At 59.2% G+C, this 17,773-nt stretch carries 16 protein-coding genes and 1 other RNA gene; 11 read left to right on the forward strand and 6 right to left on the reverse strand.

Annotation, left to right across the window (positions count from 1 at the left end; genetic code table 11):
* Positions 1 to 33: 33 nt before the first annotated feature.
* The 4 genes from ssrA (at position 34) to FHX05_RS03445 (ending at position 1,602) form a co-directional block, all read left to right on the forward strand.
* Positions 34 to 404: a transfer-messenger RNA gene (gene ssrA / locus FHX05_RS03430) on the forward strand.
* Positions 405 to 522: 118 nt separating this feature from the next.
* Complete coding sequence (locus FHX05_RS03435) at positions 523 to 1,035, forward strand: SspB family protein (protein ID WP_041677914.1); 513 nt, start codon at positions 523 to 525, stop codon at positions 1,033 to 1,035.
* Between the two features lie 55 nt (positions 1,036 to 1,090).
* On the forward strand, positions 1,091 to 1,285 hold the full coding sequence (locus FHX05_RS03440) for a DUF4169 family protein (RefSeq protein ID WP_015340298.1): 195 nt from the start codon (positions 1,091 to 1,093) through the stop codon (positions 1,283 to 1,285).
* Positions 1,286 to 1,389: 104 nt separating this feature from the next.
* Entirely contained in the window at positions 1,390 to 1,602 is a 213-nt protein-coding gene (locus FHX05_RS03445) for a ribbon-helix-helix domain-containing protein (RefSeq protein ID WP_041677915.1), read from the forward strand.
* A 77-nt stretch (positions 1,603 to 1,679) separates the two neighbouring features.
* On the opposite strand, the gene FHX05_RS03450 is transcribed toward FHX05_RS03445, so the two are convergent.
* Both FHX05_RS03450 and FHX05_RS03455 read right to left on the reverse strand, forming a co-directional pair.
* Positions 1,680 to 5,387, reverse strand: coding sequence for an AsmA family protein (locus FHX05_RS03450; RefSeq protein WP_183870673.1), 3,708 nt, complete (start codon positions 5,385 to 5,387; stop codon positions 1,680 to 1,682).
* A 245-nt stretch (positions 5,388 to 5,632) separates the two neighbouring features.
* Positions 5,633 to 7,045, reverse strand: coding sequence for an FAD-linked oxidase C-terminal domain-containing protein (locus FHX05_RS03455; protein ID WP_183870674.1), 1,413 nt, complete (start codon positions 7,043 to 7,045; stop codon positions 5,633 to 5,635).
* 345 nt (positions 7,046 to 7,390) lie between these two features.
* Here FHX05_RS03455 and FHX05_RS03460 point away from each other — a divergent pair, with 345 nt between their 5' ends.
* From FHX05_RS03460 to FHX05_RS03475, 4 genes are all read left to right on the forward strand, one after another.
* The gene (locus FHX05_RS03460; protein WP_183773984.1) at positions 7,391 to 8,170 is read left to right on the forward strand and encodes a transporter substrate-binding domain-containing protein; all 780 of its coding nucleotides are present in this window, start codon (positions 7,391 to 7,393) and stop codon (positions 8,168 to 8,170) included.
* Between the two features lie 63 nt (positions 8,171 to 8,233).
* The gene (locus tag FHX05_RS03465; RefSeq protein ID WP_183870675.1) at positions 8,234 to 8,905 is read left to right on the forward strand and encodes an amino acid ABC transporter permease; all 672 of its coding nucleotides are present in this window, start codon (positions 8,234 to 8,236) and stop codon (positions 8,903 to 8,905) included.
* A complete protein-coding gene (locus tag FHX05_RS03470) occupies positions 8,902 to 9,561 on the forward strand; it encodes an amino acid ABC transporter permease (protein ID WP_183870676.1) in 660 nt (219 codons plus the stop codon). The genes FHX05_RS03465 and FHX05_RS03470 overlap by 4 nt, the downstream gene beginning before the upstream one ends.
* Positions 9,539 to 10,264 (forward strand): amino acid ABC transporter ATP-binding protein, encoded by a 726-nt coding sequence (locus tag FHX05_RS03475; RefSeq protein WP_015340305.1) that lies wholly within the window; start codon positions 9,539 to 9,541, stop codon positions 10,262 to 10,264. Before FHX05_RS03470 ends, FHX05_RS03475 begins: the two co-directional genes overlap by 23 nt.
* 16 nt (positions 10,265 to 10,280) lie before the next feature.
* Here the strand turns inward: FHX05_RS03475 and FHX05_RS03480 are convergent, their stop codons facing one another.
* Positions 10,281 to 11,147: an AraC family transcriptional regulator gene (locus tag FHX05_RS03480; protein WP_183870677.1), complete on the reverse strand. Its 867-nt coding sequence runs from the start codon at positions 11,145 to 11,147 to the stop codon at positions 10,281 to 10,283.
* 35 nt (positions 11,148 to 11,182) lie between these two features.
* On the opposite strand from FHX05_RS03480, the gene FHX05_RS03485 reads away from it, so the two are divergent.
* Positions 11,183 to 11,590 (forward strand): DUF2000 family protein, encoded by a 408-nt coding sequence (locus tag FHX05_RS03485; protein ID WP_112334527.1) that lies wholly within the window; start codon positions 11,183 to 11,185, stop codon positions 11,588 to 11,590.
* Between the two features lie 58 nt (positions 11,591 to 11,648).
* Here the strand turns inward: FHX05_RS03485 and FHX05_RS03490 are convergent, their stop codons facing one another.
* Together FHX05_RS03490 and FHX05_RS03495 are read right to left on the reverse strand one after the other, a co-directional pair.
* On the reverse strand, positions 11,649 to 12,317 hold the full coding sequence (locus FHX05_RS03490) for an OmpA family protein (RefSeq protein WP_112411710.1): 669 nt from the start codon (positions 12,315 to 12,317) through the stop codon (positions 11,649 to 11,651).
* A 315-nt stretch (positions 12,318 to 12,632) separates the two neighbouring features.
* Entirely contained in the window at positions 12,633 to 13,607 is a 975-nt protein-coding gene (locus FHX05_RS03495) for a flagellin (RefSeq protein ID WP_183871175.1), read from the reverse strand.
* A 561-nt stretch (positions 13,608 to 14,168) separates the two neighbouring features.
* On the opposite strand from FHX05_RS03495, the gene FHX05_RS03500 reads away from it, so the two are divergent.
* Together FHX05_RS03500 and FHX05_RS03505 are read left to right on the forward strand one after the other, a co-directional pair.
* Entirely contained in the window at positions 14,169 to 16,634 is a 2,466-nt protein-coding gene (locus FHX05_RS03500; RefSeq protein ID WP_112411757.1) for a UvrD-helicase domain-containing protein, read from the forward strand.
* A 391-nt stretch (positions 16,635 to 17,025) separates the two neighbouring features.
* The gene (locus FHX05_RS03505; RefSeq protein ID WP_183871176.1) at positions 17,026 to 17,310 is read left to right on the forward strand and encodes a GIY-YIG nuclease family protein; all 285 of its coding nucleotides are present in this window, start codon (positions 17,026 to 17,028) and stop codon (positions 17,308 to 17,310) included.
* Here FHX05_RS03505 and FHX05_RS03510 read toward each other — a convergent pair.
* A complete protein-coding gene (locus tag FHX05_RS03510) occupies positions 17,290 to 17,652 on the reverse strand; it encodes a helix-turn-helix domain-containing protein (protein ID WP_183870678.1) in 363 nt (120 codons plus the stop codon). The genes FHX05_RS03505 and FHX05_RS03510 overlap by 21 nt on opposite strands.
* Positions 17,653 to 17,773: the final 121 nt, after the last annotated feature.

Below are 17,773 nucleotides of genomic sequence, written 5' to 3' on the forward strand. Positions count from 1 at the left end.
AACCGATGTTTCCACGAAGCATTTGTGACAATTGCCCTTCCCTTCGCCTGCGGAAAACACTATATCACCCTTGCCGGTCTTCGGGCCGGCTATGGCGATAAATGAGCGGTGTAATAAACCTATTGGACCCGGGGGCGGTACCCGGCGCCTCCACCAAAAACCGGCCGGCAGAACTTGCGACAGACCGGCTTTTGATGGGGGCGAAACAGGATCGACAAGGGTGTAAAGATCGACTTTTCGCTCGGCATTGTACCGCCGTTATCGGGCTAAAATTGTAGTTGCAAACGACAACTATGCGGAAGCTCGTCTCGCTGCTTAATCGCGGTGTGACACTTCAAATAAAGTCCTAAGGGGTCGCACTCTTAGGCGGGGTTCGAAGGCACCTGGCAACAGAAGCCTTCACCTTCTTCTCCAGTGCTATATTATGGATCGACACGCGGTGACTCGCGCATAGGGCTTTTCCGGCGGCGCTCAGCGTGGCATAAGCCTATAAAAAGCATGGCCAACGAAAGACAGGAAAGCATGGGGCAGGATCATATCCGCTACGACATTTTGGCACAGGACGCCCTGCGGGGAGTAATCCGCAAGGTGCTGACCGAGGTCGGCGCTACAGGCCGCCTGCCCGGTGACCACCATTTCTTCATCACCTTTCTGACCGGCGCCCCGGGCGTGCGCATTTCACAGCACCTGAAGGCGAAATATCCCGAACAGATGACCATCGTCATCCAGCACCAGTTCTGGGATCTGAAGATCACGGAAAGCCAATTCGAGATCGGCCTCTCCTTCTCCGACGTTCCGGAAAAGCTGGTCGTCCCCTTCAACGCAATCCGCGGCTTCTACGACCCCTCCGTCAATTTCGAGCTGGAATTCGACGTGCCGCTGGCCGACGAAGAGGAAGAGACCTCCTCCGGCGAAATCACGGCCTATCCGGTGCCGGTCGAAGGCGAGGAAGCGCCTGCGGCTGCAGCCAAGGAAGGTGAGGAAAAGAAACCGGGATCGGTTGTCTCTCTCGACGCATTCCGCAAGAAGCAGTAGCCATTGCAGGGGAAGCATCCGCTTCCCTTTTTCATGCCGGTAACGGAAGAGATTAATGAGCGCCGAAATCGTCAATCTGCGTCAGTTTCGCAAGAAGCAGGCCCGCTCGGATAAGGAAACGCAGGCTGAGCAGAACCGCATCGCCTTCGGAAGGACCAAGGCTGAGAAGAAGCTGACGACAACGCTTAACGAAAAGGCCGCAAAGGCGCACGAGGCCGGCCGAATCGAAACCAAGAAGACCGAAGACTAATTTAGGTCCTGAGACAAAAAACTTCAGAAATCAGTTGCTTACTTCCGCATTTTGAATCACTTTCAGAAATATCCCGCCATTTCCGATTTTTGATCGATCCGCCGATGATCCGTAAACATTCCGCGACGCTGCATGGCCATCGCACGAGCTTTTCCCTTGAGGATGCCTTCTGGACAGAACTGAAGGCGATTGCCAATGCGCGCGGCACGTCGCTCGCAGCGCTGATCTCAGAGATCGACGACGGCCGCGAAGCCGGCAGCAATCTCTCCTCTGCGCTCCGCCTCTATGTCCTTAAATGGCTGAAGGATCGCAACTGAATAGTTGCAGAGAGCTCAAGACGATGTCGTGAGCGCGCTTTACCTACCAGATGTGGATCAATCCACAACCTTCCGGTTTACTGGGCAACTCCCGGCAGTTCATTGAAATTCAAAGGTGCCGTAGGATGTTGAGTTTCGGCCTTGGCTCGCGCGTCGGCCGCCGCCTTGGCCTTGGCCGCCTCCTCCGCTGCCTGCTTAGCGCGCGCCTCTTCCTCCGCCTGCTTCTGAGCGGCCGCCTGCTGAGCCAGATTGCGTAACCGTTCCTCTTCTGCGCGGCGTTGCTGCTCGATGGCGGCATCGCGCTGGCGCTGAGCCTCGCGCACGCTTGCAACATACTTGTACAGCGCCACCTCACGCCGCAGCCGCTGCTTTTCAAGCACATTGGCCTGCAAGCGCTCCACCCGACGGCGCTCGCGCTCGAATGCCCGGACCGACAGGAAGCTGGTGACGTCCGTGATATCCATCGTTCGGCCAGGTGCGGAGAGCGGTCCGGCGAAATCGAGGCGTAGGGCCGGTTCCGCCCCGCTCTGCGCTTCGGCACCGGCCTTGAAGGCGATACCGAGTGAGCCGCGCATGCGCTCATCCGGCAGGCTGATTTCGGCATTGCCCGAAAGCTTTGCCAGATCGTTGCTGGCGACAATATTGGTCGCTCGCACCACACCGGCGGAAATGTTGAAAGGGATGCTGGTCGCCGGGAGAACAGCCTCGCCATTGTTCAGCAGCGTCTGCACGATCGGCAGCACCTTGGCGGCAGTGATATCGCCCTGAATCTGATCCGTCGCCGAGAGGAGCGGCGGCATGACGGAGAGATTGAGGCCACGCACATGCGTCTCGCCCAGCTTCATTTCACCCGAACCGCTTGCATTCGCGGCAAGGTCGGCAATGCTCTTGCCGCTCGCTTCGGCATTCATCGCAAGGCCGAAGCGGCCGGTCGCAAGCGGCGCTCCATCGCGCTGCCAGGCAACAGCCGCAAGATCGCCATTGGCGAGACTGAGCTTCGTCTGCAGCAGGCCGGTGCCATCCGAATTGGCGAACATCGCGCTCCCGGTCAGCGTACCACCATTCCAGCCACCCGTCAGATCATTCAGCCGCAACTCCTCGCCCCTGTAAGCTGCATTGGCGGTGAAATTCGAAATGGGACCGAACAGACCAGGCCATACCTGCTTTGCGGAGAGTTTGACGCCAATGTCCATGCCGCTGAAGGCTGGAAGGCCGAGCTTATCCTTGTTGAGCGCGCCTGTTTTCGGATCGCTCATCGGCCCGTAGATGGCTTCCGCCAGCCAGTCGAGATCCATCTTGTCGAGCGACAATTCACCCGAGGCCTTTAGATTCGGCGCCTTCCGATCGACGGTCAGCGTGCCGGACATGTTGTTGTCGGCGAACAGCCCTTTCATATCCGAAAATACGATCTTGTCCGGGCTCAGCGCGGCATTAGCCTGGAACTTCACCGGCAAACCGGCGCCCATCTGCGGAATACCGATGCCGTTCATCACGAAATAAGGATCGATGTCAGCGCTTTCGAACGATAGCGCTATGTTGCCGTTGAGGAAGGTAGCTGGACGGACATCCACCTTGCCGTTTGCGGTAAACGATGTCTTGTCGGTCGCAAAAGTGAGCGCGGCATCCGCCGGATCGGTGCCGCTTGCCGACACTTTCAGCGTCAGACGACCATTGGCATCGGCTTCAACAGGCAACGGATCGAGACCCGCCTGGCCGAACAGGATCGACGTCACCGAATTTTCCAGCGTTCCCTCGAGCGTCGTGGTGCCCTTGCCCTTGAACGCCGAAAGATCGGACATGCGATAATCGAAATTGACGCGGCTGCCGTTGGAAACACCGGCAAGCGTCACCGTCAGCGCGTTGTCCTGATCGCCGCCAAGCGTCACCGCCCCGCGAAGAGCCGTGTTTCCATACCAGGCTGCATTGCGCACCAAACGGTCCATGACGGGATGGTGCGGTAAATGCTGGCGCAACATTTCGAAAAACGGCCCGGGATCGGCGGCCTTGAAGGTGATCTCGCCCGATCCCTTGTAGTCGGATGGCGTGCCGTCGGCGCGGCCCGTTGCAGTGATTTCGGCGCCGGCGACATTGTGTACCGAAAGCTTGTCGATCGTCAGAGCACCGTCGGCAACGGAGAAGGACGTATCGAGATTATCGGCCGGCACACCGAAGGCCATGAATTTGCCGGCCTGCAGATGCGCCGTGATCCGATGATCGAAGAGAGATTCCTCGGTATCCTGGCCTGTAAAGAGCCCAGTCAGCGCCCTCAGCGCGTCGAGGTCGAGAGCATCACCGGTCAGATCGACCGCAAGCTTCGGCGGGGTCTTGTCTGTCCCACTCTGGCGATCGATCCGGCCTTTCAGCGTGGCCGAACCGATTGCGATCTCCAGATTTTCGAAGCGCTGCTCGTCATGCTTCAGGCTGACATCGGCGGAGAAGCCGGCCTGACGCAGCTGGCGTATTGCCGGATCGACGGCCCCGACAAGCCACGAGGCCAATCCCGACGGCTGGTTGGACGCAACGACCAGATTACCGATGAAGTTGGGCTCGTTCCGCAGCATGAGATTGCCGCGCGCTTCGACCTGCGTGCGGCCGGGCATCGTGCCGATCGCATGATCGATCCTCCATCCCGTTCCCGCCGGTTCGAGATCGAGCTGCACGTCGCGTATGGTCGTGTCGCCCGCCACGATCGCCGGCAGCCGGAAGGTCGCCTTGCCGGGAACCTGTGGCACCGGAATTTCAGCCGCAATCGCAATCAGATTGTTGAGGCGTTGACGTGCCGAGATTGCCGGGTTGCGATTGGTCTTGCCGTTGGTGCCCTTGTTGTTGCCGAGACGGTTGACGTCGATCTGCTGTCCATCGGCGGTCAGCAGGAATTCCGGCTTCGAACCTGTATCCAGCGTCGCCTCGCCTGTGACGACATAAGGATCGTCATCGGCGCCGACTTCAAGGCGATATTCCGGAACGCGAATACGGTCATTCGTCAGCTCGAAACGACCCTTGATGCGGGGCTGCGCCTTCTGATCGGCAGAATCGCGCGTCTGCTTGTCGTTGAACCCGGCCGTGAAGGAGCCCATGTAATCGGGCTTGCTGTTGACGAGTTTAAGCTCGCCATCGAGATCGACATTAAGCGGGTGGCGGTCCGGCATCAGCCGGGTGCGGACGCGCAGGACGCCATTGTCGTCAGGCTGGCTGCTGGAAACCGTGAAATTGCCATGCTCGTTGTCGAGGGCCGCATCGCCCTCGATACGCCAAGGGCCGGCAAGCGACCGCGCCGACATCTGGGCATTCAGGCCCGTGACGTGGCGGGTCCTGCCCGTTTGCTCGTCAATGAAGAGAATATCGCCGTCTTCTACGTGAACGCTTTCGAGCACGACGGACTTTGCGGGAATTTCCGGCTGACTACCGCGCATCCAGTCGAGCGTGCCGTCCTTCAGCAGCCGCAGCCGCACCTTGGGCTTGGACACCCGCATATCGAAGATCAGTGCTTCGCCGGAAAGGAAAGGCGCAAGTTCCGCATCCATGGAGAATTCGGCCACCTGTACGAGCGGCGTTCCATCAGCCTCCTGGCCGACGCGGACGTCATGCAGCGTCACCGACGGGAACGGCAGAAGACGGGCATCCACGGTGCCATGAACAGTCACCTTCTTGCCGATGATGCGGCTCGCCTGATCCTCGAAGTTCTTGCGAAAATCGGTCCAGTCTATGAAGAGCGGGGCGAGCAGCGCCAGGAACAGCACCACCACAAGCAATCCACCCAGAAAAACCAGGACCCTACCTAACAACGCGTGTCGTCTCCAATCTTCATTCCCAACGTATGCAGGCGTCGCTTGTCAGAGCGCATACACGGCATAATTTAGTCTATGTACGGTTCTACCCGATCTCCGCCTGTCACAGCAGCTCTTTTTAAGAGGTATGCCTCCTCTAGCGCGTGTCAGTGGCTTTTTATGGCAAAAACCGGAAAAGTGCGGATGCAGCCTAGCGTCATTCGCGCTTGTAGCAAGCCAAGATCATGAAAATATTCCATCTTTCAGTGCCTGCGGAATATTTTCCCTGGATTGAAAATGGCATCCGGATCGAGCGACTCCTTGATTTGACGCATCAGATCGACGGCATCGCCGAGCTCCTGCTCCAGAAACGCCATCTTCCCCTGCCCTATGCCGTGCTCGCCGGTGCATGTGCCGTCCATGGCGAGCGCACGCGCGTTAAGGCGAGCGACGAATTCCTCGACGACAGCGATCCCTTCAGAGGTCTTGTCGTCAAACAGGACGAGCACATGGAAATTACCGTCGCCGGCATGGCCGACGATCGGGGCAAGCAGGCCGTGCGCCTCGATATCGGCCTGGGTTTCCGCTACGCATTCGGCAAGGCGTGAGATCGGCACGCAGACATCTGTCGATAGCGCAGCCAACTCCGGCGCCAGCGCGCGGCAGGCCCAATAGGCGTCGTGGCGAGCTTTCCAAAGCTTGTTGCGCTCTTCGGCGTTGCTTGTCCAAAGGAATTCGCCGCCCCCGCATTCCGCCGCGATCTCGGCAAATTGCTCCGACTGCAGCGCTACCGTCTCGTCGGTGCCGTGGAATTCAAGGAAAAGCGTCGGCTTCTCGTCATAGGTCAGGCCGGAATAGCGGTTGCAGGCCCGCATCTGCATGGCATCGAGCAGCTCGATGCGCGCGACGGGAACGCCCATCTGGATGGTCATGATGACGGCATCGCAAGCCGCCTTGATATCCGGAAAAGCGCAGGCCCCGCCGGCGATCTTCTGCGGAATGCCCTGCAAGCGCAGGGTGATCGACGTCAGTACGCCGAGCGTGCCTTCCGCTCCGACAAAGAGCCGTGTCAGATCGTAACCGGCGGATGATTTCTTGGCGCGGCGGGCGGTGCGGATTTCCTCGCCATTGGCTGTCACCACGGTCACGGACAGAACATTGTCCTTCATCGTGCCATAGCGCACGGCATTGGTACCCGATGCGCGCGTCGATGCCATGCCGCCGATCGAAGCATTAGCGCCCGGATCGATCGGGAAGAACAGGCCGGTATCGCGCAGGTAGGTATTAAGCTGCTCACGGGTGACGCCGGGCTCGACCGTGCAATCCAGATCCTCGGCATTGATTTCGATAATGCGGTTCATGCGGCTGAAATCGATGGAAATGCCGCCCTGCGGCGCATTCACCTGTCCCTCCAGCGAAGAGCCAGTGCCAAAAGGAATGACCGGGACCTTGTGTTCGGCACATGCCTTCACGACAGTCCGCACGTCCTCGGTCGTTTCAGCAAAGACCACGCCGTCCGGCAGCTGCGATGGGATATAAGTGGTGGTGTGGGCGTGCTGGGCACGAAAACTTTCGCCCGTCTGGAAACGCTCACCGAAGGCCTGCTTCAGAATGCCGAGAACGGCGGATATGCCGACCTCGTTGCGTGTTCCCGCCTTTGCATCAGCCAAAACCATAGTCCGAATCTCCGATCGCGGTCGTCCAGGGCGTTAACCCCTCTCGGTTCTATGGGGCATTTGGGGCGGGGCTGTCCAGTGATGAAAGTGAGCCGCTATCGGGCATAAGTTCAAGTTTTGTGCGATTGATCAAAGGCGCGACGATCGGCTGGCCGGAAAAAGCATCGCGGCAGAATTTTGCCTATATTTTAATCAATCTATCGCCTCAACGATCACCGAACATTCACTTTCATCCATACCATAACACCGCGAGGCAGTCTTCCGTCGACTGGCATATGTCTTGCGTTTCGCCTTTCAGCTTTCATACAGCCACGATTGGAAGGACATTCGATGAAGCGCAGACAAATGCTCATGGCACTCGGTATCGCGATGCTGGCGATGGGGTCAATTTCCGCCCCTGGCGCAGCTCGGGCGGATGCTCTGAGCGACATAACCTCGCGCGGTACGCTGCGCGTCGCCGTTCCGCAGGACTTTCCGCCCTTCGGCAGTGTCGGCACGGACATGGCACCCATGGGCTATGACATCGACATGGCCAATCTGATCGGCGAAAAACTCGGCGTGAAAACTGAGCTTGTTCCAGTCACCAGCGCCAACCGCATTCCCTATCTGCAGACGAATAAGGTCGATCTGGTGATCTCAAGCCTCGGCAAGAATCCGGATCGCGAAAAGGTCATCGATTTCTCCGACGCCTACGCGCCCTTCTTCAACGGCGTCTTCGGTCCCGGCGATGTCGCGGCCGCGAAGCCGGAAGACCTTTCCGGCAAGACGATCGGCGTCACCCGCGGCGCGATCGAGGATCTCGCGCTGACCAAGGTCGCGCCGCAAGATGCGACGATCAAGCGCTACGAGGACAATAACGGCACCATCTCCGCCTTCCTGTCCGGACAGGTTCAGCTGGTTGCAACCGGCAATGTCGTCGCGGCGGCCATTCTTGCCAGAAATCCGCCGAAGAAGCCCGAGATGAAATTCCTCATAACCAACTCCCCCTGCTTCATCGGCCTGAACAAGAACGAGCAGGCATTGCAGAAGAAGGTCAATGACATCATTGCCGCCGCCAAGGCGGACGGGACACTGAACAAGATGTCACAGAAGTGGCTGGGCGCCGACCTGCCGGCCGGCTTCTGATCAACGCAGGACTGATCGCGCCGTCATTCGGCGGCGTGATCGGTCTCAGCGAGGCTTTCTCCCATGCGCTATCACTTCGATTTCGGCTGGCTTGCCGAATATTATCCCACGCTGATCAAGGGCGTTCTCGTCACGGTGGAGCTGACCCTTATAGGCGCTGTGCTGGGCATTATCCTAGGAATTGCCTGCGCCTGGGCTCGTGCACTTGGCCCGAGTTGGCCCAAACCCTTGGTGGCTGCCTATGTCGAGCTCATCCGCAATACGCCGTTTCTGATCCAGCTCTTCTTCATTTTCTTTGGCCTGCCCGGCATCGGCGTTCAGATGAACGAGATGACCGCCGCCAATCTCGCCATGATCATCAATCTCGGAGCCTATAGCTGCGAGATCATCCGCGCCGGCATACAGGCAACGCCGCGCGGCCAGTTCGAAGCCGGCGCCAGCCTTGCCATGACCCGGTTCGAGACCTTCCGGCATGTCGTCCTCGTTCCGTCCCTGCAGCGCATCTGGCCGGCACTGTCCTCTCAGGTCGTCATCGTCATGCTCGGCTCCTCCGTCGTCTCGCAGATCGCCGCCGAGGATCTGACCTTCGCCGCCAACTTCATCCAATCGCGCTCGTTCCGCGCATTCGAGGCCTATTTCGTATCCACGGCGATATACCTCGCGCTGGCGGTTCTGCTTCGGCAGGCACTTGCGGGAGTGGGCAAGCTGATCTTTCCACGCAGGGTCCGCCAATGATCCAATTCACCACATGGGATATTCTGCGCGGCCTGCTTCTAGCCGCGCGCTGGACGATATTGCTGTCGCTCGTCTCTTTCGCCGGCGGTGCCATCGTTGGCGCAATCCTGCTGTTCCTTCGCATCGGCAAGGCAAAGGTCGGCCGCGTCGCGGTCAGATATTTCGTCGAGCTGTTCCAGGGCACGCCGCTGCTGATGCAGCTCTTTCTGGCCTTCTTCGGTCTCGGGCTTTTCGGCATCGACGTGCCGGCCTGGCTCGCTGCCGGCGTCGCGCTCACCCTCTGGTCGGCTGCCTTTTTGACGGAAATCTGGCGAGGCTGCGTCGAGGCTGTAGCCAAAGGCCAATGGGAAGCATCGGCAAGTCTCGGCATGGGTTATATGCAGCAGATGCGCTACGTCATCCTGCCCCAGGCGCTGCGCATCGCCGTGCCGCCGACCGTCGGCTTTTCCGTCCAGGTCGTCAAGGGCACGGCCCTGACCTCCATTATCGGCTTCGTCGAGCTATCGAAGGCCGGCACCGTCATCACCAACGCGACCTTCCAGCCATTCACCGTCTACGGCTTTGTCGCGCTTATCTATTTCGCCTTGTGCTGGCCGCTGTCGAAGAGCAGCCAGATCCTGGAGAGGAAGCTCAATGTCGCTCATCGAAATCACTGAAGTCCGCAAGAGCTTCGGCACCAATGAAGTCCTGAAGGGCATCAACCTCGATGTCGAGCCGGGCGAGGTCATCGCTATCATTGGCAAGAGCGGCTCCGGAAAATCGACACTGCTGCGCTGCATCAACGGGCTGGAGACGATCAATGACGGTTCGATTTCCGTGGCCGGTGCACAGCTTTTGCCTGACGACCTGCATCTGAAAGCGCTCCGGCTGAAGGTCGGCATGATCTTTCAACAGTTCAATCTCTTCCCGCATCTGAGCGCGGGACGCAACGTCATGCTCTCGCAGATGGTCGTCAAGAAGACCGCCAAGGCCGAAGCCGAGGCGATGGCGCGGCGCATGCTCGACCGCGTCGGCCTTGGGCACAAGTTCGACGCTTATCCGGACGAACTCTCCGGCGGCCAGCAGCAGCGCGTCGCCATCGCAAGAGCACTCGCCATGCAGCCGATCGCGCTTCTCTGTGATGAAATCACCTCCGCGCTGGACCCGGAGCTGGTGGCGGAAGTTCTTGCTGTCGTGCGCGAACTGGCCGGCGAAGGCATGACGCTGCTGATGGTGACGCATGAGATGAAATTCGCCCGGGACGTCTGCTCGCGCGTGGTCTTCATGCACCAGGGGCGCGTGCACGAAATCGGACCGCCGGGCGAAGTCTTTGCCAATCCGCAAACGCCTGAACTCAAGCAGTTCCTCGGCCTGCATTGAAGGTCGGCAAGCTCGGCTAAGCGGTTCTTTGAACCATGGTGTTCCAGGCACCTGGAGCAATGCCGAACGCCTTCTTGAAATGTCGGGTCAGATGGCTCTGATCGGCAAAGCCGGTTGCCGCGGCCACCTCCGCGATCGGCTCCCCCGCGCCGATCATCGCCTTTGCCTGCTGCAGCCGCCGCATCAGCAGGAACCGATGCGGGCTTGTTGCAAAGGCGGCGCGGAAATGCCGCGCCAGCGCAAAGCGATCGAGGCCGGTGATGCGCTCCAGTTCCTGCGAGCGCACACCCCGCGTGACATGCGCCTCGAGATAGTCCCGCGCAGTCTTCACCTGCCCCCAGGCAATGCAACCCAAAGGCCGTTGCGGCAAACGGGCGTGCTGGACAAGTCCGTCGGTGAGCCGCGAGACGAAATCGTCAACGAAGAGCTCATCCAGCTCGCGATCGAGCTCGCCAAGCGCCGCCAGCAACAAGCCGGCGAGACGAGTGTCTTCCACCACGGGGTCATCGACGAAAGGCAGGCCGACACGCGCCGCCTCAAGGCATTGAAACAGTACCGATGGCTCCAGATACAGCATCCGGTACACGAGGCCGTCATCGGTCGCGGCCCCGCCGTCATGCAGTTCGTCCGGATGAAGAATGATCACCCGCCCGGGCAGGCTGTAGCGCTGCTCGCCACGATAGCGGAACGTCTGCACGCCGCGCATGGTGACGCCAAGCGCATAGGTATCGTGCCGGTGCAGTTCGAAGGCATCGCCGCGAAACTGCGCCTGGATGCGTTCGATGCCCGGATAGGCCGGCGCGGAAAGGATGCGATTGCTCTCCGGCGTCACGCACAAACGTTCAAGACCCTCGAAGATCTGTCCGGTTACATCCTCGCGCAATGTCCCATTTCCAGACTGCATGAAAGTGACCATCGATGTTCGATACCAAAATCGCGATCGTTCTGCGAAGCGACCTTCAATCCTGGCAAAAACTGAATGTAACCGCCTTCCTGTCGACAGGCATAGCCGGACAGCATCCAGATATCATCGGCGAAGCCTATCGCGATCGCACCGGCAACGTCTACAACGCTTTGTCGATCCAGCCCATCATCGTGCTCTCGGCCGACAAGGAGAGCATTACCGCCATCCACCGCCGCTCGCTGGAGCGTGGCGTCACGTCTTCCATCTTCATCGAGGAAATGTTTTCAACTGGCCATGATGCGGCCAACCGCGCTGTCTTTTCCGAATTCGCACCCGAGGACGCCAAGGTCGTCGGCATCGCCTTGCGCGCGGACAAGAAAATCGTCGACAAGATCACCAAGGGCGCCAGCATGCACGCGTGATCGGACGCGCAAAGAAAACGGCCGGATCGCGAGACCCGGCCGTCTTTGTTGAAAAAGCTTAGCCGTTCTGCGTGATCGGTGCGATCTGGATCTCGACGCGGCGGTTCTGGGCGCGGCCAGCCTCGGTTGCATTCGTTGCGACCGGCTGCGATGGACCGAAGCCGATGGCCGACATGCGGCGCTGGTCGATACCCTGGCTGCCGAGGTAGGACGCAACCGATCCGGCGCGGCGCTCGGACAGATCCTGGTTATGCTGCAGGCTGCCAGTCGAATCCGTATGGCCGTTGACGTCGATCAGCGTGCGGTTGAACTTGCGCAGGACGATCGCGACAGAATTCAGCGTCGGGAAGAATTCCGGCTTGATCGCGTCCTGGTCGATGTCGAAGGTGATTGCCGACGGCATGTTGAGGATGATGCGGTCGCCGACGCGCGTAACGGAGACGCCGGTGCCCTGCAGCTGCGCACGCAGTTCGGATTCCTGTTGGTCCATGTAGTTGCCGATGCCCGCACCTGCAAGCGCACCGACGCCTGCGCCGATCAACGCGGCATTGCGGCGCGAGGCCGGCGAATGGCCGATCAGAAGGCCTGCGACAGCGCCGACACCGGCACCGATCGCTGCACCGCCTGCCGTATTGGAAACTTTCTGCTCACCTGTATAGGGATCGGTGGTCGTGCATGCGTTCAAAAAGGCTGCCGCTAGGGCAAGAATGGCAATTCTCTTCATCATGGAATCATCGCTCTCCGGTTCGATGGCCGCAGCAGATATGAAGCATTGCGGCAATATCGTGAAGAGAAATCTATGAGGCCCTTATATCTTTGGGATAGAAGCAATTTCGGCAACAATCTCTCAATATCTCGCGTGAACCATCGAATACATAATACACATTAGACCCTAGAACATTGCAAAGCCGAGCCATATCACCATCGCATTGACGCTGCCTCTGACAGCATCGCGAACACTCCAGCCAAGCGAAAAAACGGCTAAAGCCACCGAGACAATGAGGATATGTATAACTCTACCTTTTGTGATTTTTGTTAGCGCTCAGAGATTCTGGAAAAGCTGCAAAGCCGTATTGTAGCTGGCATTGGCGATCGAGAGCGATTGCAGCCCGAGCTGCTGCTGAGCCTGCAGCGCCAGAACCTTGCTCGATTGCTGCTCCATATCGGCATCGACAAGCTTCCCGACACCGCTGGTCAGGGAATCGCTCAAATTCTTGGCGAACTCGGTCTGAAGATTGATGCGCGATTCGAGGGAGCCGAAGGCGGACCCGATCGTCTTGAGCTGGTTCAACATTCCCGTCACTGTGTTGACCATGTCGGCGATGGCCCCTTGGGTCGTATTCGCATCGAGCGAGATCTCCACCTGGCCGCTCGTATTGCCTTTCTGAGTGCTGACGAGCACATAGTTCCTTGCAGCCCCGGCCTCGGTCGCGAAAGACGTCGACGTCAGCACGCCATATCCGCCGGAGCCGCTCGACTGGTCATCGATCAGATAACGCGCATCGACCGATGTGATCGGGCCGCTCGTCGAGCTCACGCCGGCATAGCTCAGCATGCCGATCGTCACTGTCCCGTTGCTGCCGCGGATCAGCGAACCCGGCACTTCGTGCGGATCGGTAGGATCGGCGCCATCCCGCAGCACCGTCCAGTTGACGCCATTGAAGGTCGCAGACTCTCCGATGCTGCGCAGCTGCTGTTTCAGCTGCGCAATCTCGTCATTAAGCTTCGTTTTGTCGACGCTGGTCTCATAGGCGCTGACAAGCTTTGTCCTGATCTCTGTCACGACGTCGATCGCGCTGCCGACACCCGTGGAAGCCGTGCTGACTGTCGAAGCGGCGAGACCGAGCGCATCCTGAACCGACGAAATCGCACCGACGTCGGTATGCGTCAAAGTCGAGATTTTCCAGTACGTAGCATTGTCTCTCGCCGTTTGAACCCGCAGGCCCGACGACATCTGTCGTTCGGCATTACCCAGTTTGGCCTGGGTGTCCCTCAGCACTTCCAGCGCTGTATTCATAGAGGGACTGACCCTGATGAAGGTCGAAAAAATACTCACGGCACATGAACTCCGAACGCAACAATACGCAACATATACAAGGAGACATCGAAACCTTGCCGCGGGCGCTCATGCGCGCGGGCCGATCGCATCGGCAAACAGGAGCCAGGCAAAAACAACACCTGCGCTCTGGCGGTTACATATCGCCATGATTAGCAAACATGCTTAAAAATGCGCTAAGAACAACGCATAATTCACCATAATTGGGCGCGGGGGCGATAACTGGCTTAGCCCCGACGTGCTCGTCGCTATGCCGCGACGCGACGATGTGCGAGCATCGTGTACCGCGCCGAGTCGCATCATTTCACGCGGCCCCTGCTCCCCATGAATCGACTGCTAAACCACAATTTAGATACAAACGAAGTTGTAATCTTCAGTGAGACAACGACACGTTTTATTGGCTCGCCGGCATATCCGCTCCGTGATGCAAAACGCGTATCAAGAGCTGCGAATGTGCACTTTTTGTTCTAATTTCGGCCCGTTTCTTTTGCCTTTCGAGGTAGAATCATTACATTGGGCCGCATGACCATTGGACATGACGACATTCCCTTCTTTGACGAGGAGCCGGAGCACACCGTACCGCGCCGTTCTGCGCCGGCTGCCGGCAGCATTGGCGGCGGCATCGCGGCACGCGCCATGGCGGCACGCGACAGCGGCCGCCGGCCAGATTACCTCTCGGGCCTTAATGCCGAGCAGACGGAAGCCGTGGAAACGCTCGACGGCCCCGTTCTGGTGCTTGCGGGCGCAGGCACCGGCAAGACGCGCGTGCTGACGACACGCATCGCTCATATCCTCTCCACCAACCGCGCCTTCCCCAGCCAGATCCTCGCCGTCACCTTCACCAACAAGGCAGCCCGCGAGATGAAGGAGCGCATCGCGCTGCTCGTCGGCGGCGCGGTCGAAGGCATGCCCTGGCTCGGCACCTTCCACTCGATCGGTGTCAAATTGTTGCGCCGTCATGCGGAGCTGGTCGGCCTCACCTCCAGCTTCACCATTCTCGATACCGACGACGTCATCCGCCTGATCAAGCAGCTGATCCAGGCCGAAGGGCTCGACGACAAGCGCTGGCCGGCCAAGCAGTTTGCCGGCATGATCGATACCTGGAAGAACAAGGGCCTGAGCCCCGCCGATATTCCGGAAGGCGATGCGCGCGCCTTCGCCAACGGCAAGGGCCGCGAACTCTATGCCGCCTACCAGAACCGCCTGAAAACGCTGAACGCCTGCGACTTCGGCGATCTCCTGCTGCATCCGATCAATATATTCAGGCAGAATCCTGATATCCTCAAGGATTATCACCAGCGCTTTCGCTATATCCTGGTCGACGAGTATCAGGACACCAATACGGCGCAATATATGTGGCTGCGCCTGCTGGCGCAGCGGCAGAAGGGCGAGCCGCAGAATGTCTGCTGCGTCGGCGACGACGACCAGTCGATCTATGGCTGGCGCGGTGCGGAAGTAGACAATATCCTGCGCTTCGAGAAGGACTTTCCCGGCGCCAAGGTGATCAAGCTGGAGCGCAACTATCGCTCCACCGAGCATATTCTCGGTGCCGCCGCGCATCTGATCGCCCATAATGAAGGTCGGCTCGGCAAGACGCTGTTCACCGACCGCTCCGATCCGGACGATATAAAGGTGCAGGTGCATGCCTCCTGGGATTCCGAGGAGGAAGCGCGCGCGATCGGCGAAGAGATCGAGCAGTTGCAGCGCAACAAGCACAATCTCAACGACATCGCCATCCTCGTGCGCGCCTCCTTCCAGATGCGCGAATTCGAAGACCGTTTCGTCACGCTCGGTCTCAACTATCGCGTCGTCGGCGGCCCGCGCTTCTACGAGCGCCTCGAAATCCGCGATGCCATGGCCTATTTCCGCCTCGTCTGCCAGCCGGCCGACGATCTCGCCTTCGAGCGCATCATCAACACGCCGAAGCGCGGCCTCGGCGACACCACCGTCCGCGCTTTGCACGACTATGCCCGCGTACGCGATATCCCGATGCTGGCGGCAGCGGCCGATATCATCGAGACGGATGAGATGAAGCCGAAGGCGCGCAAGGCGCTGTTCGACGTCGTACAATCTTTCCGCCGCTGGCAGGGCCTGCTCGAAAACACGCCGCATACCGAGCTTGCCGAGCAGATTCTCGAAGAGTCCGGCTATACGGACATGTGGAAGAACGACAAATCGGCGGAAGCGCCGGGGCGCCTGGAAAACCTGAAAGAACTCATCCGCTCCATGGACAGCTTCGAGTCCATGCGCGGCTTCCTCGAACACGTCGCCCTCGTCATGGATGCCGAGCAGAACGAGAATCTCGACGCCGTCTCTATCATGACGTTGCACTCCGCCAAGGGTCTGGAATTCGACACCGTGTTCCTGCCGGGCTGGGAGGAAGGCCTGTTTCCGCATCAGCGCTCGCTCGACGAAAGCGGCCGCGCCGGGCTGGAGGAAGAGCGCCGCCTCGCCTATGTCGGCATCACCCGCGCCAAGCGCCGCTGCCACATCTGGTTCGTCTCCAACCGCCGCATCCACGGTCTCTGGCAATCCACGATCCCCTCCCGCTTCCTCGACGAACTGCCGGAAACCCATGTTCAGGTCGCCGAAGTCGAGCAATCCTATGGCGGGTACGGCCGCGGCGGCTACGGCCAGTCACGCTTCGACAAGGCAGATCCCTTCGCCAACACCTATTCGACACCCGGCTGGAAGCGCGCCCAGGCCAACCGCAACGATGCAACCCGCGACAACTGGGGCAGCCGCTCCGGCCATGCCGTCGAACGCATCGGCTACGGCGAAAGCGGCCCGAAGGTGCGCACCATCGACGGCGAGCTGGTGGCCAAATCCACCTCCTCCGAACCCTCCAAATTCGCTATAGGCGACCGCGTCTTCCACATCAAATTCGGCAACGGCAACGTCTCGGAAATCGAGGGCAACAAGCTGACGATCGAATTCGACCGCGCCGGGCAGAAAAGGGTGTTGGATGGGTTTGTGGAGAGGGTTTGATCGGGAGCGATTCCGGGTTTGGGGCCATAGAATCACCTGCTGATGCGGACCGCGGATATACGAAGGTCGCGATGGGACTCCTCATCTTCCTCCACTCCGTCATCCTCGGGCTTGACCCGAGGATCCATGCACAGGCTTCCCATCAAATTCGTATTGTCCATTTGAGGTACGAACGAGAGCGCGGCGTGCTTGGCGGCGACAAAGTCGTCTGACACGGCAATCAATTACGCAACAAAGAGGCTTGTGCTTGGATCCTCGGGGCAAGCCCGAGGATGACGGAGTGTGGGCTATGCCGTCGGTGGCAAATGTGAGCACGGATCCGGCATCAATAGATCATCCGTCATCCCTAGCGGCCCTTGACGACCACTACCCCAACCAGCGTCGTACACGCATGGGTGGATGCACTTACATCACCACCAATCACAAGCGAGGCACACTATACATCGGCGTCACCGCCGATCTCGAGCGTCGCATCTACGAGCGTCGCGAGGGCCTGACACCTGGCTTCGCTTGGAAATACGGATGCACGCGGTTGGTTTGGTATGAAGACCACGCAGACATCGTTTCAGCCATACAAAAAGAAAAATCGCTGAAACGCTGGTATCGACAGTGGAAGATCGATCTAGTCGAAAACACAAATCCGGACTGGCGAGATTTATACTACGAGCTCTGGTGAAGCCTCACGCTTCCCGGTCGCCTTCGCATCCCGATCCTTCAGCCACAGCCCAAACTCCTTGACCACGGCCACCACCTTTTCCAGACGCCTCCCATCTTCCGTCAGCGAATATTCGACCTTCACGGGAACCGTCGGATAGACCGTCCGCTTGATAAGACCCGCCTCCTCCAGTGCCCGCAGGTCCAGCGTCAACATTCTTTGCGAAATGCCAGGCATCAATCGCCGCAGTTCGTTGAAACGCTGGGGTCCATCGACCAGATAGGACACGATCAGCAGCCGCCAGCGGCCTCCCAGCAAGTGCATCGCCTCTTCCACGGAGCAACCCGTCACGGTCTTTTTCATCGCGCATACCTCATGTGCATGGCGGTATAATTTTTGTACCTAGATGTCAAACTTTTCCGTTCTTACTATTCTATACCTCTTGGATTACATGGTTCGCGACAGTCTTTCCAAGCGAAAGCTG

Source organism: Rhizobium sp. BK491, assembly GCF_014194925.1.
Lineage (GTDB): Bacteria > Pseudomonadota > Alphaproteobacteria > Rhizobiales > Rhizobiaceae > Rhizobium.